Source organism: Mesorhizobium sp. M0500 (genome assembly GCF_040321165.1).
Taxonomy (GTDB): domain Bacteria; phylum Pseudomonadota; class Alphaproteobacteria; order Rhizobiales; family Rhizobiaceae; genus Mesorhizobium.
Genome location: NZ_JAMYRB010000008.1, coordinates 19,668 through 33,164, shown reverse-complemented (window position 1 = coordinate 33,164; position 13,497 = coordinate 19,668). Strand labels below are relative to the sequence as shown.

Genomic DNA, 13,497 nt, shown 5'->3' with positions numbered 1-13,497 from the left:
GTCCGAATGCAGTACCGTGCGGGCGATCAGCCAACGATTGGCGAAATTTTGAACAGGCTACCATTACCGATGGCCTAGACACCGTTTTCGTCCTTCGTTGCCGCAAGAAAGGTATCGCCAACCGCCGGATCAATCCGATCAGCCTGTGGCAACGCGCAACGGCTCCAATGCTCAGCGTTTCGGGGGGCTGAAGAGGTTGATGACTGCCGCACCCGGAGCAGTTCGACGTATTTCCTTATTTCGCTTGGCCCGCTGAAATGCAGCCGCATCTTTAGAAGGAACGAACCGTCTGGCAGGACGGCGCAAGCAATTGATGGCAACGCCGTCGAGTGGATCGAGAAAGTCAGCGACAAACGATACCGCCGCTGAACGTTACCGGTCCGCAGCGTCTCGCACTTGGCTGCCAACTCACCCCAGCCAATACCTCGGCCCCGGCCCCTTGCGTCCTGCCATATCGGCAGGGTTCGCAAGGCTACACCGGTCGATCGACAGGCAGCCGCAACCGATGCACTCGGTAAGCCCCGACCTCAGGCGCTGCAACTCGGCGATGCGCTGGTCGATGCGCTTGGTCCACTGGCTTGACAACCGCGACCAATCCCGACGCGACGGCACGCGATCGGCTGGCAACTTGGCCAGCTCGGCGCCGATCTCCTCGAGCGTCAGCCCAATTCGCTGCGCGAAGACGATGAAGGCGATCCGGCGCAGCACGGATCGCGGATAGCGTCGGTGTCCCGAGCCGGCCCGCTCGGACCCGATCAGCCCGCGCTCCTCGTAGAAGCGCAGGGCCGATGAGGCGACGCCGCTGCGCCGTGACACGTCGGTGATGGTCAGCATGGAATCCATGCATGAACGAAAGCACAATTCCCGCTTGACTTCAAGTTAACTTGAACTTGTAGCAAGAGGCATACGGATTAAAGGAGCACTGGCAATGCAGACGAATATCGAACTTCAGGGACTTCGCGTGGCAGTCACGGGCGGCACGTCCGGCCTCGGACTGGCGCTTGTGCGGCAGCTTGCCGCACAGGGTGCGTGCGTCGCCTTCGTCGCCCGGACCGCCGCGAATGTCGAACGCATCGCCGATGAGACGGGCGCGCACGGCATTGTCGGCGACGTCGGCAAGAAGGCGGACATCTACCCGATCGCGTTGCAGGTTACTGCCAGCCTCGGCGGGCTCGATGTCCTGATCAACAATGCGTCGAGCCTCGGCCCTGTCCCTCTGGCGCTCCTCGCCGATACCGAGTGCGAGGAGCTGGAAATGGCGCTCGCGGTCAATCTCGTCGGCGCCTTCCGGCTGACGAAAGCCCTGTTCGGTGCGCTTGCCGCGTCCGCACGCGAGGGCCGCGGCGCGCTGGTCATCAACATTTCCAGCGACGCCGCGGTGAACGCCTATCCCGGCTGGGGAGCATACGGCGCGAGCAAGGCCGCTCTTGCCCATCTGACGGCGATTTGGGACGAGGAGGCGAAAGCAGACGGCATCCGGTTCCTCGCGCTTGACCCCGGCGATATGGACACCCCACTGCACGCGCTCGCGATCCCTGATGCTGATCCGGCGACCTTGAAGCGCCCCGAGCAGGCAGCTGCCGAGATCATCAAAAAGATGCTCGACGCGTTGCCGGTCCGCTCTACCCTTCTGGCCGGAGCACATGGATGATTGCCGCCGATCGTCCCGATCGGCGCTCCGCCAGGCTGTTCGTCGTCGAGGCGGACGGCACGATGCGCGACCTGCCGCGAGCTGGACTCGCGACGCTGTTCAACCCCGGCGATCTGGTCGTCGCCAATGACGCCGCGACCTTGCCTGCCAGCTTGCACGGCACGCATGTCCCAAGCGGCGAGGCGATCGAGATCCGCCTGGCGGGCTGGCTGTCACTTCCCGATCCAACCCGTTTCGTGGCGATTGCCTTCGGCTCGGGCGATCACCGCACGCGCACGGAAGACCGGCTGCCTCCACCTCCGCTGTCACCAGGCGATCGCCTCCGGCTCGGCTCGCTTGACACCGTCGTCGAGCGCCTTCTCGACCATCCACGCCTTCTCGAGTTGCACTTCCCAGGCAACCGCGCAGCGGTGTTTGCAGAACTGGCGCAGCTCGGCCGGCCGATCCAATACGCGCATGTTCCCGAGCCGTTGGCACTGTGGGATGTTTGGACGAAGATTGCCGCCGGGCCGGTCGCGTTCGAGGCGCCGTCGGCAGGCTTCGCGCTCGACTGGCGCACGCTCCAAGCCTGGCGTCGGCACGACGTTGGCTTTGCAACACTCACGCATGCTGCGGGCGTCTCTTCTACCGGCGATCCCGCGCTCGACTCGCGCCTTCCCTTCGACGAGCCATACCGCATCCCTGGGCGCACCGCGGCGCAGGTCGCGCGGGCGAAGCTGCGCGGCAGCCGCATCATTGCGATCGGCACGAGCGTAGTGCGCGCACTTGAGGCAGCCGCCAATCCCGGCGGCAATGTGCGTGCCGGAAATGGCATTGCGACAGGGCGCATCGCGCGGGGCACGCGGCTTCGCGTGGTCGATGCGATTCTCACGGGCGTCCACCAGCCAGGCGAAAGCCATTTCGAGCTCCTGCGCGCCTTTGCCGACGATGCTCTGCTCGCCAAGGCCTCCGCAGCCTTCATCGCGTATCGATACCGCGCGCATGAATTCGGCGATTCCATGCTGCTCAATCGCCAACCGCCGCTTCTATCGCGCGAACAAAATCGGGGCGAGGGGCTCGAGACGAAGGCTTTACTCGAGGTGGGCCATGATGTCGGCAGGATCGGTGGTATTTCGTGCTCGGCGCGCAAGGAAGTCGGAGCTATGTTACAGCGGACCAAATTCGGCATTTGACCCAAAGTCGAAGTTCCGAAGCCCTCACATTGGGTCCGCATTGCGGGCGAAGCGGACAACATGGCTTGCCGGGCGTCAATGCTTCGATACGTGCCACGGCAGGCAGAGCCTAGCAGGGTCCCAAGAATCGCAGGATTTCGGCCGCGAGCGCATCCGGTGCTTCCTCAGCCATGTGGTGACCACAGTCCAGGCACTTCCCCTGCAGTCTCGCCGCCGTCCACGGTCGCCAAACTTCGAGAACATCGCCGTAAAGCCGCTCAAGGGTCCGAAACCGCTGCTCCTCTGACGCTTCTCCTTCGCACGGAGCTGTCGCAGCCCTCTTGGTGCGCGGACGCGCGGTGCGCACACAACTTGTGGCCCGATAACAGACCCGATAACAGACCCGATAACAGAGTTGACAACTCTCTGCTGGTCAAAAACCTTCAAAGACGCCATCATGCAACAAAAATTGCAAGGATGTGCATCGTGGACGAGAAGGTCGAGGCTCCCAAGGATTATGAGGATCTCATCCGCGTGATACACGACCGGTATGATGGGATGAGCAAGTCGTACCAGAAGATTGCGTTGTACCTCACCCAAAATCCGAATGACGTCGCGGTGCGATCGGTGAACTCGATCGGGGAAGGCAGCGGCGTTCACGCGTCCAGCTTCGTCCGATTTGCCCAAGCATTGGGGTATGAAGGGTTCAAGGACCTGCAGAGCCTCTTCCAGAAACGATTGTCCACCGCGGCTCCCGGCTTCGAAGCCCGCGTCAAGGCGTTGGAGAAGGAACTGGGGGAGCGGACAGATCGCAGCGAGATGGGATTGATGCACGACCTGGTCGTCCGTGACATCGCGTCCCTGAAAGAGATGCTCACCGATCTTCAACCCGAGGATCTGGCAGAAGCCGTTAGCCTGCTCGAGAAGGCCGACGTCATCTATCTGATGGGACAACTTCGCTCGGCACCGGTCGTCGAACTCCTTCGCTATATACTGACCATGCTAGGTAAGCGCTGCGTGCTCCTGGATCCGGGCGGCGGACTGGCCACGCATATGGCCCGCGCGATGCGGAAGACGGACCTGCTGTTTGCGGTGTCGTTCCGCTTCTATGCGAACGAGGTCGTCAATGTTGTGGAAGAAGCCGTGGGGAGAGGTGTACCCATCGTGGCGATCTCGGACAGCACGCTGTCTCCATTGGCCAAGAGCGCGCGCGTTCTGTTCGCCGTACCGGAGCACGAATACACTTTCTCGCGCTCGCTGGCAGCTCCTATGTGTCTTGCGCAGGCTTTGACCGTGGCCTTGGCGGCCAGGCTTCAGAACAACGCAGTCGATCCCCGCATTCCAACGGTTACCGAGCGGTAGGGACTGCGAACCGCGAAACCTGGCCTCATTGTAGCATTTTCGGACCGCCGGCCGTCGATTCTCAATCAGTGTCGGAAGGCGAGAGCGCCATCGCCTTTTCAGGCACGGCCATGGGGCCGGATGCGGCACCGAGGACTGTCTGGTCGTAATCCACCACCGCACCTGTCATGAGCCCGGCATCGTCCGAAACGAGGAAGTTGACGGTGCGGGCGGCCTCGGCCGGATCGACCAGCCGGCCGAAGGGCAGGTTCGCAACGGCTTTCGCTTCCCAATTGGGATCGCCCGTCTCACTCGCCTGCAATTCTCGCTCGTTATCAGACGCCATCCAGCCGACATCCAGCTGGTTGACGCGGATGCGGTTCTTCATGACGGAAAACGCCGTGTTGCGGGTCAGCGTCGCCAGCGCCGCCTTAGTGGCACAGTAAACGTTGATGAAAGGCTGGCCGGCATGTTCCGAGATCGAGCCGATGTTGCAGATGGCGCCTTCAATGCCGTCGCGGATCATGCGGCGGATGGCCTCCTGCATCAGGAAGTAGGGTCCGCGCACGTTGACGGCGAACAGGGCGTCGAAAAGTTCGGGCGAGGTATCGAGGATGGTGCCACGGTCCGTGCGGGCACCGGCGTTCACCAGCACATGTATCTTGCCATAAACGCGCTCGGCCTCCGCCATCACGCTTCGGCAATCCTCGACTTTGCCGAGATCGGCCTTGACAAAGTGGACAGGCACGCCGGTGTCGTGCGTGATCGCCTCGGCCGCGGCACGGCCCTTCGCCTCGTTGCGGCCGAGAGTGACAAGACCGGCAGCGCCGGCTTCCGCCAGCCGGCGCGCAATGGCCGCTCCCAACCCCTGCGTTGAACCCGTGACAACGCAGACCTTTCCATCCATGCGATTCATACTTCAGCTCTCCACAGTGTAGCCAGCCGCGGCCATGACGCGCCGCAATTCCTTATGCCCGATCTTCGCCATTTCGAGTGGCGGACTTTTGACGGGATCCTGCTCGGCTTCAACGACGAACCAGCCTTCGTAACCGTAGGAGGCCAGCCGCTTCACGATCGCCTCGAAGTCGAGCGAGCCGTCACCGGGTACGGTGAAGGCCCCCTTTACCACTGCGTCGAGAAAACTTTCCCGGCTGCGGTCGAGCCCGTCCACGACCGCTTGGCGGATGTCCTTGGTGTGTACATGCGAAATCCGGGCGTGGTGCTTGTCCACCACCCGCAGCACGTCGCCGCCGGCAAAGGCCATATGGCCGGCATCGTAGAGCAGGGGCAGACCCTCGCCGGAATGCTTCATCAGCAGATCGACGTCCTGTTCGCTTTCGATCGGCGCGGCCATGTGGTGGTGGTAGCAAATCGGCATGCCCTGACCCGCGCACCATTCGCCGAAAGTGGTGAGCTTACGGCCGTAGGCCTTGATCTGATCGTCGTCGAGACGCGGGCGCATAGCCAGCGGCGTTCCGCGGTCGCCCTGAATGGTGCGACCCGTCTCGCCATAGACGATGCAGGGCGCGTTGGTCGCCTTGAACAACTCCATCTGCGCGGCGATGCGGTCCTTCTCTTCATCGATATTGCCGACCAGCAAGCGGCCGGAGAACCAGCCGCCACAGACGCTCATGGCATGCTGCCTCAGGATGGGCTCAAGCACCGCCGCGTCCATCGGGAAGCGGCGGCCAGTCTCCATGCCGGTGAAGCCGGCCTGACGGGCCTGCCGCAGGCACTCCTCCAGCGAGACGTCGTCGCTCAGTTCGGGAAGGTCGTCGTTCCACCAGGCGATCGGCGCGATGCCAAGCTTGGCTCTCATCGTCATCTCCAATCATGATTTTCGAATGCTGCTGGCTGCCTGCGCAGCGACAAAAAACTGCCGGAACAATGCTCAGGGAGTTTTGCATCGTTCCGGCAGGGGACGCCCCCGCGCGCCCGAACGGTTCAGACACCCACGCGCTGCTTCTTGCGACCTTCGGTTTGCGCGGCATGCGCGTCGCGGACCTGCTGGCGCCCGCTGATCTCGGGCACGCCGACGTCCCACCATGCATCCCCGGGCGTCCAGCTGAAGGCGTCGGAGACGATGGTAATGACGGTGGTTCGGTCGGTGGTCTTCGCCCATTCGATCGCTTGGCCGAGATCGGCAAGGCTTTCGACACGCCGCGCCAGCGCGCCCATGGCTTCCGCGTGCTTGGCGAAGTCGACCGAGAACGGCTCCTTGACCCGGCAGTCCTTGATAAGGTTATTGAAGGAGGCGCCGCCCTTGGCGTTCTGCAGCCGATTGATCACCGCATAGCCGCCATTGTCGCATACCACGAGAATCATCTTGTGGCCGGCGAGCACCGACGAATAGATGTCGGAGTTCATCATCATGTAGGTGCCGTCGCCGATCATGACGATCGGCGTGCGGGTAGGGTCGGCCATGGCCGCGCCCCAGCCGGCAGAGATTTCATAACCCATGCAGGAGAAGCCGAACTCGCAGTCGAAAGTGTTGGGTTCCTTCACCCGCCAGTTCTTCATCACCTCGCCGGGCAGTCCGCCGGCCGCGGTGATCAGCAGGTCACGCTCGCCCGCCTTGGCGTTCACCACGCCTACGACCTGCGCATAGGTCGGGACCGGCTCGTTGGTCGGCTTCTGGAAGCCGTCAAGCATCGTGTTCCACTTGGCGAACTCGATGCGACCCTTGTCTGTCCAGGCCCTCTCCGCTTTCCAGTCGCCGAGGGCACCTTCGAGTTCGCTCACCGTCTCCAGCGCGTCGCCGACGACGGCGAGCGCCCGGTGCTTGGTGGCATCCCAGCGTGCGGCATTGATCGAGACGAACTTTGCGTCGGCCGAGAAGGCGCTCCAGGATCCGGTGGTGAAGTCCATGAGCCGTGTGCCGACGGCGATGATCACGTCGGCTTCCGCCGCCAGCGCGTTGGCGGAGGTTGAGCCGACGATGCCGATCGGTCCGACATGCGCGGGGTGGTCGTGCGTAACCGTGCCTTTGCCGGCAATCGTCTCCGCGAGCGGGATCCCATGCCTTTTGGCGAAATCGCCAAGAACCTTCTCGGCACCCGAATAACGCACGCCACCACCCGAGATGATCAGCGGCCGCTTTGCGCCTTTGAGGAGGCGCGTCGCTTCGGCGAGCCGGCTGCGATCGGGCCGGGGGCGCGGCACCTCATTCACCGTCTGTTCGAAGAAGGCTTCGGGATAATCCCAGGCGATCTCCTGCACATCCTGCGGCAAAGCGATGAAGGCAGGCCCGCAATCGGCCGGATCAAGCAGCACCGCAACCGCCTGCGGCAACGACGAGATGATCTGCTCGGGATGGACGATGCGGTCCCAGTAGCGCGTGACCGCCTTAAAGGCGTCATTGACGTTGATGGTCGGGTCGCCGAAGTGCTCGACCTGCTGCATGACCGGATCGGGCCGGCGACTGACGAAGGTGTCGCCTGAGAGCATCAGCACCGGCAGCCGGTTCGAATGGGCGACACCCGCCGCCGTCACCATGTTCAGCGCACCCGGACCGATCGAGGTCGCCGCAACCATGATCTGGCGCCGGCGCTTCGCCTTTGCAAAGCCGATCGCTGCAAGCGCCATCGACTGCTCATTCTGGCCGCGCCAGGTCGGCAGCACGTGCTTCACCGCCTCGAGTGCTTCAGAAAGGCACGTCACGTTGCCGTGCCCGAAGATGGCGAAGACTCCCGGAAAAAGCGGAACTTTCTCGCCGTCGACGACCGTGAACTGGTTGCACAGATAGCGCACGAGCGCCTGTGCCATGGTCAGACGGACGGTGGCTCTGGTCATCTTTGTCTCCTCCCTAACGACGGTCTTTCCAAATCTATACGGAATGCCCATTGACAAATCAATATGTTTGCAACGATCATTGCAAACATTCAAACCGGGAGGACTTCTTGCTCAGGATAGCTGTGCTCGGCTGCGGTCGGATTGGCAGGATGCATGCGGCAAACATCGCCGCACATCCTCGTGCGGAACTAGCCACCGTCTATGACATCGACGAATCGTCCGCGGAGACTGTCGCGGCGCGGCACGGCGTTCGCGCTTCGGGATCCGCGGACGAGGTATTTGCCTCGGCAGATGTAGATGCGGTCCTTGTCGCGACGGTGACTGACACGCATGCCGACTACATCGAAAAGGCGGTGGCCGCTGGCAAACCCGTGCTCTGCGAGAAGCCGATCGATCTTAGCCTGGAAAGGGTGAACCGTTGCGCCGAAGCAATTTTGTCCAAGGGCGTGCCGGTCCAGATCGGCTTCAACCGACGTTTCGACCCCGGTCATCGTGCGGCGTGGAACGCCGTACGATCCGGCGAGATCGGCGACCTGCACCAGGTTATTATCACCTCGCGTGATCCGGGCATGCCGCCCCGTTCCTACTACGAGGTCGCGGGCGGGCTTTTTCGCGACATGACGATCCACGATTTCGACCTGGCCCGCTTCATGCTGGGAGAGGAGCCGGAGGAGGTGTTCGCCATCGGTGGCCGGCTGATCGACCCGGCCATGATGGCGGAGCTGAACGACTACGACAGCGTCATGGTCGTGATGCGGACCAAAAGCGGCAAGCAGTGCCACATCAACAACTCCCGAACCTCCACTTATGGCTACGACCAGCGCGTCGAGTTGCTGGGCAGCACCGGCATGGTGATCAGCGGCAACAGGAAGCCTCACGAACTGCGCCGCTACTCGGTCGCGCAAACCGAAGCCGCCGCGCCTTATCTCGACTTCTTCATCGAGCGATACCGCGAAGCGTTCGATGCCGAGATCGACGCCTTCGTCACCTGCGTCGAGAAGGGCGAGCCGCCGCTGGTCGGTTTTGAGGACGGGCGCCGCGCCCTGATCCTGGCTGAGGCGGCGATGAAATCGGCGGTCGAAGGCCGCTTCGTGAAGGTCAGCGAGATCGGATAAGCCATGTACGCGAATTACGGACTGTTCATCGACGGGAAGTGGCGCAAGGCATCCGACGGCGGGACGGCGCCGGTGACGAGCCCGGTGACGGAAAAGCCGCTGGGCGAGGCTCCGGTCGCCACCCGCGCGGACACGGAAGAGGCGCTGGTTAGCGCCGCCCGTGGGTTTTCCGCATGGAAATCCAAGGGTGGTTTTGAGCGCGCGTCCGCCCTGCATGCTATCGCGGACGAGATGATCCGCCGCAAGGACGAAGCCGCGCGGATGATCTCCAGCGAGACCGGCAAACCTATTGCCCAGTCCGAGCGCGAATGGGGGCTGGCGGTCGATCAGTTCCGCTGGTACGCCGAGGAGGCCCGCCGGATCTATGGGCGCGTCATCGAATCGCGCGTGCCCGGCGGTCGTTTCGAAGTTCTGCACGAGCCTGTCGGGATCGCAGCCGCCTTCACCGCCTGGAACTTTCCGGCGGCACTGGTCGCCCGCAAGGTGGCGCCGGCGCTTGGCGCTGGCTGCTCGACCATCGTCCGGCCGTCAAGTCAGACGCCCGGGACGGCGATGCTGATGGTCGACTGCATCCGCGCCTGCAATCTTCCTGCCGGCACCGTCAGCCTGGTCGTTGGGCCCACGAGCACGACCTATGCGCCGATCATGGCTTCGCCGGCGGTGCGCAAGGTGTCCCTCACCGGCTCGACCCGCGTCGGCCAGCAGATGATCCGCGATGCTGCCGACACGGTGAAGAAGGTGTCTATGGAGCTTGGCGGCAACGCGCCCCTGATCGTCTTCGACGACGCCGATCTGGATGCCGCGCTCAACGTCTCCGTGCCGACCAAATACGCCAATTCCGGCCAGGTCTGCGTCACACCGGATCGTTTCTTCGTCCACGAAAGCCTGCACGACGCCTTCGTCGAGGGCTTTGTGCAACGCGCCAAAGCGTTGAAACTGGGCGACGGGCTCGACCCATCCGTGCAGATGGGCCCGCTCATCAATGCCGGCCGGCTTTCCGAGATCGAAGACATCGTGTCCGACGCTATGAAAGCCGGTGCGAAGCTCGTCGCGGGTGGCCATCGGGTTGCGGCGTTCAATGCCGGCCATTTTCATGAGCCCACGGTCCTGACCGATGTTGCCGACGACATGAGGGTCTTTGCCGAGGAGAATTTCGGGCCGATCGCGGCGATCACCCGGTTTTCCTCGGATGAGGAGGCGCTGGAGCGGGCGAATGCTTCGCCAATGGGATTGTCGGCCTATGCCTTCACGTCGAGCCCGAAGCGTGCGCGCCGCACGGTAGCCGAGCTGAAGGCAGGCATGGTGGGCATCAACAGCTTCGCTCTCGCCGCATCGGAAGCGCCGTTCGGCGGCACGAAATATTCCGGAATGGGTCGCGAAGGCGGCAGCGAAGGTATCGGTGACTACCTCGACACCAAGCTTGCGCAGATTGTGTTCTGAGGAGGCCGCCTTGATCAAGAACGAGCTCAAGCAGATCTGGGCCGAAGGGCGGCCCACGATCAATGGCTGGCTTTCGATCGGCAGTCCATTCACCGCCGAGATCATGGCCGCGCAGGGCTATGACAGCGTGAGCATCGATGTCCAGCACGGCGCGCTCGACTATTCGATGCTGCTTCCGATGTTCCAGGCGATGCGTGCATCCAGGGTGGTGCCCATGGCGCGCGTGCCGTGGCTGGAGCCGGGCATCATCATGAAGGTGCTGGATGCCGGCGCCTATGGCGTGATCTGTCCCATGATCAACACACCGGAACAGGCGGCTCAGCTCGTCAGCTACCTGCGCTATCCGCCGGCCGGCCAGCGCAGTTTTGGGCCGACGCGTGCCAACTTCTCGGCAGGTGCCAACTACGCGGCCGAAGCCAATGACGAGATCCTGGCTTTCGCCATGGTCGAGACCGCCGAGGCGATGCGCAATCTCGATGCGATCGCCGCAACGCCAGGGCTCGACGGCATCTATGTCGGTCCCGCAGACCTGACCTTCAGCCTGCACCAGGGGCGTCTCGCGCCGTCCTTCGATCGCGAGGAGCCTGACATGATCGCCGCTCTGCGGACGATCGTTGCAGCCTGCAAGAGGAACGGCAAACGCGCCGCGCTCCATTGCGGCACGGCCGACTACGCCGCACGTGCCATCGAATGGGGTTTCGACATGACCACCGTGTCAGGCGACTCCCGCCTGCTCGCAGCAGCGGCCCAGGCGTGTGTTGCCCGCTTTCGCGAATTGACCGGCGCGAAGCCCGCCTCTCTTGAAGCCGGCAAGGGAGGCTATTGATGCCGCACGTTCTGGTCGCCGGAAAACTTCATCCGAGCGGCATCGAACTTCTCGATGCGTCGCCCGGCGTCACCTACGACTATGTCGAAGATGTCTCCGAACCAAGCTACGCACCTCTGATCGGCAAGGCCGATGGCCTGGTCATTCGCACCCAGCCCTTGTCGGCTCCGACCGTCGCACGCGCCGAGAGGTTGAAGATCGTCTCGCGCCATGGCGTCGGCTACGACGCTGTGGATCTGCCTTCTCTCAACGAACGTGGTATCGCGCTGGCGATAGTCGGCGATGTGAACTCGGTGTCGGTGGCCGAGCACGCCATGATGCTGTTGCTGGCGGCAACCAAGCGGCTGATCCGAGCGGATCGTTCGGTGCGCGGTAACGAATGGGGTTGGCGCAACCGGCTGGAGCCAAGCGAACTCTCGGGCAAGCGGCTTCTGATCCTCGGGTTCGGCCGGATCGGCCGCCACCTGGCGCGCATGGCGGCGGCATTCGGCATGGACGTGCGTGCCTATGATCCATTCCTTGAGAGGCAAGGCTGGCCGGAGGGGCCGGTCGCGCCGGTGAGCGATTTGCAAACGGGACTCGCCTGGGCCGATGCGATCTCCGTCAACGTACCCAAGGCCGAGCGCCCGGTGATCGGCCCCGTGGAACTCTCGGCGATGAAACCGACTGCTGTTCTCATCAACACAGCGCGGGGCGGCATCGTCGACGAGGCGGCGCTGATCGCGGCGCTGCGAGCGGGGCGCATCGCAGCGGCCGGTATCGACGTCTTCGACGATGAACCACCCGCCGCGGACCATCCGCTCTTCGGCTTCGACCAGGTGATTCTGACGCCGCACATTGCCGGGCTCACCGCCGAGTGCGGCGAGCGCATGGCAATCTCGTCCGTGCAGAACGTGCTCGATTTTTTCGCCGGGCGGATCGACTCAGCGCTGGTGGTAAACGGAGCCGAGTTGAATGGCCGGTGAAAAACCTCAACTCAGAATCGGCCTGATCGGCACCGGCTTCATGGGCAAGACCCATGTGTTCGGCTTTGCTGCCGCACAACGTGTCTTCGATCTTCCCTACGAACTGGTGCTCCACACGGTTGCGGACAGAACCGAGGACCTCGCCGCGCAGGCGGCGCAGGCCTTGGGGTTCGCGCGGGCGAGCGGGGACTGGAGGCGTCTGGTCGAGGACCCGGAGATCGATATGATCGATATCACGGCGCCGAACGGCTTCCACAAGGAGATGGCGCTCGCCGCCATTGCCGCCGGCAAGCACGTCTATTGCGAGAAGCCGCTGGCGCCCCTTGCGGCGGATGCCCGACGGATGGCCGAGGCGGCGGAAGCGGCCGGCGTCAGGACGCAGGTCGGGTTCAATTATCTCTGCAACCCGCTGCTCGCGCTGGCGCGGCAGATGATCCGCGCGGGCGAGTTGGGCGAGATCCGCAGCTATCGCGGCATTCACGCCGAGGACTACATGGCGGATGCGGAAAGCCCATTTACCTTCCGGCACGATCCTGTCGGCGGTGGCGCATTGGCGGATCTGGGCAGCCATGCTCTGGCCACGGCGGAGTTTCTGCTTGGCTCGGTGGAACGGGTCCTCGGCGATTCCGTCACCGTCATAGCGAGCCGTCCGGATGGCCGAGGCGGGCGCCGGACCATCGAGGTCGACGACATCGGTCGCGCATTTCTGCGTTTTGCCAATGGTGCATCCGGCAGCATCGAAGCGAGCTGGGTCGCCACCGGCCGCAAGATGCAGCACGATTTCGAGGTTTATGGCACCAAGGGGGCGCTCGTCTTCAGCCAGGAGCGCTTCAACGAGCTGCATTTCTACAGCACGGCCGATCCCGGCGGCCGGCGTGGCTTTCGGCGCATCGAGGCCGGTCCGGATCACGATCCCTATGGACTCTTCTGCGTCGCATCAGGCCATCAGCTCGGCTTCAACGATCTGAAGGCTATCGAGATTGCGCGGTTCGTCGATGCGATCGCCGGGAAGCGAGACGAGTCTTTCGGCTTCCGGGCCGGCCAACGCATCCAGGAACTCGTGGAGGCAATTCAGGGCTCGGCCCGGGAGAGCAAGTGGCTGCGAACAGACTGATGCGAGGGAGAGTTGGTCGCCGCCCCGCATGCGTCTGAAATAAACATTGCATGTTTGTACATTTTGCAATATAGATTGCAGCCGGAGAGAGGTACGTCGGCT

At 63.4% G+C, this 13,497-nt stretch carries 12 protein-coding genes; 8 read left to right on the top strand and 4 right to left on the bottom strand.

Annotated elements, in window-relative coordinates; all coding sequences use genetic code 11:
• Nucleotides 1-408: 408 nt before the first annotated feature.
• A complete protein-coding gene (soxR, locus tag NKI70_RS16695) occupies nucleotides 409-843 on the bottom strand; it encodes a redox-sensitive transcriptional activator SoxR (protein WP_352458231.1) in 435 nt (144 codons plus the stop codon).
• Nucleotides 844-928: 85 nt separating this feature from the next.
• On the opposite strand from soxR, the gene NKI70_RS16690 reads away from it, so the two are divergent.
• The 3 genes from NKI70_RS16690 to NKI70_RS16680 all read left to right on the top strand — a co-directional run bounded on the left by NKI70_RS16690 (nucleotide 929) and on the right by NKI70_RS16680 (nucleotide 4,164).
• Nucleotides 929-1,651, top strand: coding sequence for an SDR family NAD(P)-dependent oxidoreductase (locus NKI70_RS16690; RefSeq protein WP_352625753.1), 723 nt, complete (start codon nucleotides 929-931; stop codon nucleotides 1,649-1,651).
• A complete protein-coding gene (locus NKI70_RS16685; RefSeq protein WP_352724755.1) occupies nucleotides 1,648-2,823 on the top strand; it encodes an S-adenosylmethionine:tRNA ribosyltransferase-isomerase in 1,176 nt (391 codons plus the stop codon). The genes NKI70_RS16690 and NKI70_RS16685 overlap by 4 nt, the downstream gene beginning before the upstream one ends.
• Nucleotides 2,824-3,288: 465 nt before the next feature.
• Nucleotides 3,289-4,164 (top strand): MurR/RpiR family transcriptional regulator, encoded by an 876-nt coding sequence (locus tag NKI70_RS16680; protein WP_245274693.1) that lies wholly within the window; start codon nucleotides 3,289-3,291, stop codon nucleotides 4,162-4,164.
• A 61-nt stretch (nucleotides 4,165-4,225) separates the two neighbouring features.
• Here the strand turns inward: NKI70_RS16680 and NKI70_RS16675 are convergent, their stop codons facing one another.
• The 3 genes from NKI70_RS16675 to iolD form a co-directional block, all read right to left on the bottom strand.
• A complete protein-coding gene (locus NKI70_RS16675; RefSeq protein ID WP_023676598.1) occupies nucleotides 4,226-5,059 on the bottom strand; it encodes an SDR family oxidoreductase in 834 nt (277 codons plus the stop codon).
• Between the two features lie 3 nt (nucleotides 5,060-5,062).
• Complete coding sequence (iolE, locus tag NKI70_RS16670; protein WP_352568990.1) at nucleotides 5,063-5,962, bottom strand: myo-inosose-2 dehydratase; 900 nt, start codon at nucleotides 5,960-5,962, stop codon at nucleotides 5,063-5,065.
• Between the two features lie 125 nt (nucleotides 5,963-6,087).
• The gene (gene iolD / locus NKI70_RS16665; protein WP_352568989.1) at nucleotides 6,088-7,935 is read right to left on the bottom strand and encodes a 3D-(3,5/4)-trihydroxycyclohexane-1,2-dione acylhydrolase (decyclizing); all 1,848 of its coding nucleotides are present in this window, start codon (nucleotides 7,933-7,935) and stop codon (nucleotides 6,088-6,090) included.
• Between the two features lie 107 nt (nucleotides 7,936-8,042).
• On the opposite strand from iolD, the gene iolG reads away from it, so the two are divergent.
• Genes iolG through NKI70_RS16640 form a run of 5 tightly spaced genes read left to right on the top strand, consistent with a single transcriptional unit; the run spans nucleotide 8,043 to nucleotide 13,395 of the window.
• Nucleotides 8,043-9,050, top strand: a complete 1,008-nt coding sequence (gene iolG, locus NKI70_RS16660; RefSeq protein WP_352458352.1) for an inositol 2-dehydrogenase — start codon at nucleotides 8,043-8,045, stop codon at nucleotides 9,048-9,050.
• Between the two features lie 3 nt (nucleotides 9,051-9,053).
• Nucleotides 9,054-10,490: an NAD-dependent succinate-semialdehyde dehydrogenase gene (locus NKI70_RS16655; RefSeq protein ID WP_023676594.1), complete on the top strand. Its 1,437-nt coding sequence runs from the start codon at nucleotides 9,054-9,056 to the stop codon at nucleotides 10,488-10,490.
• A 10-nt stretch (nucleotides 10,491-10,500) separates the two neighbouring features.
• Nucleotides 10,501-11,316, top strand: coding sequence for an HpcH/HpaI aldolase family protein (locus NKI70_RS16650; RefSeq protein WP_023676593.1), 816 nt, complete (start codon nucleotides 10,501-10,503; stop codon nucleotides 11,314-11,316).
• Complete coding sequence (locus tag NKI70_RS16645) at nucleotides 11,316-12,281, top strand: hydroxyacid dehydrogenase (protein WP_352568986.1); 966 nt, start codon at nucleotides 11,316-11,318, stop codon at nucleotides 12,279-12,281. The genes NKI70_RS16650 and NKI70_RS16645 overlap by 1 nt, the downstream gene beginning before the upstream one ends.
• The gene (locus tag NKI70_RS16640; RefSeq protein ID WP_352568985.1) at nucleotides 12,271-13,395 is read left to right on the top strand and encodes a Gfo/Idh/MocA family protein; all 1,125 of its coding nucleotides are present in this window, start codon (nucleotides 12,271-12,273) and stop codon (nucleotides 13,393-13,395) included. The genes NKI70_RS16645 and NKI70_RS16640 overlap by 11 nt, the downstream gene beginning before the upstream one ends.
• Nucleotides 13,396-13,497 lie beyond the last annotated feature (102 nt).

What these genes read in the sequence shown, in the direction of transcription:
- soxR (WP_352458231.1), bottom strand. Translation starts at nt 843, where the DNA reads ATGGATTCCATGCTGACCATCACCGACGTGTCACGGCGCAGCGGCGTC.
- iolD (WP_352568989.1), bottom strand. Translation starts at nt 7,935, where the DNA reads ATGACCAGAGCCACCGTCCGTCTGACCATGGCACAGGCGCTCGTGCGC.
- NKI70_RS16690 (WP_352625753.1), top strand. Translation starts at nt 929, where the DNA reads ATGCAGACGAATATCGAACTTCAGGGACTTCGCGTGGCAGTCACGGGC.
- NKI70_RS16655 (WP_023676594.1), top strand. Translation starts at nt 9,054, where the DNA reads ATGTACGCGAATTACGGACTGTTCATCGACGGGAAGTGGCGCAAGGCA.
- NKI70_RS16645 (WP_352568986.1), top strand. Translation starts at nt 11,316, where the DNA reads ATGCCGCACGTTCTGGTCGCCGGAAAACTTCATCCGAGCGGCATCGAA.
- NKI70_RS16685 (WP_352724755.1), top strand. Translation starts at nt 1,648, where the DNA reads ATGATTGCCGCCGATCGTCCCGATCGGCGCTCCGCCAGGCTGTTCGTC.
- iolE (WP_352568990.1), bottom strand. Translation starts at nt 5,962, where the DNA reads ATGAGAGCCAAGCTTGGCATCGCGCCGATCGCCTGGTGGAACGACGAC.
- NKI70_RS16640 (WP_352568985.1), top strand. Translation starts at nt 12,271, where the DNA reads ATGGCCGGTGAAAAACCTCAACTCAGAATCGGCCTGATCGGCACCGGC.
- NKI70_RS16675 (WP_023676598.1), bottom strand. Translation starts at nt 5,059, where the DNA reads ATGAATCGCATGGATGGAAAGGTCTGCGTTGTCACGGGTTCAACGCAG.